The organism is Nocardioides cremeus (assembly GCF_030518195.1).
GTDB classification, from domain to species: Bacteria; Actinomycetota; Actinomycetes; order Propionibacteriales; family Nocardioidaceae; genus Nocardioides; species Nocardioides cremeus.
The window spans coordinates 1-278 of record NZ_JAULSC010000267.1 but is presented as its reverse complement, the minus strand read 5'-3'; the positions used below and the strand labels follow the sequence as shown (position 1 = coordinate 278).

The following is a 278-nucleotide window of genomic DNA, read 5'->3' as shown; positions in this document are numbered from 1 at the left end:
TCGGAGTTGCGACGCCACTTGACAGAACGTCCAGGCTACGGGTATACACCCCAGCTACAGTTTTTGAAGCTCTGTCGTACTTGCAATGAAGATTTTCTTGACAAGGAGGTATTCGAGTCTCAACATGGCTACAAAGGAGAGCTTTGCAACAACCGGAAAATCGGACGCAGGAAAGCCCATGCACAAGTGCAATGGCAATTACTGTATCATCACGTTGAAGCAGCCATGGTTTCTCAACATCTTGAAGCACACACATCTTCTTTGTCGAATAATTACGA

1 protein-coding gene is annotated in these 278 nt (G+C 46.0%); it reads left to right on the top strand.

Annotation, left to right across the window (positions count from 1 at the left end):
• Nucleotides 1-278 (top strand): hypothetical protein (locus QWJ41_RS21145; protein WP_302710463.1); only part of this gene is annotated, 278 nt, incomplete at both ends.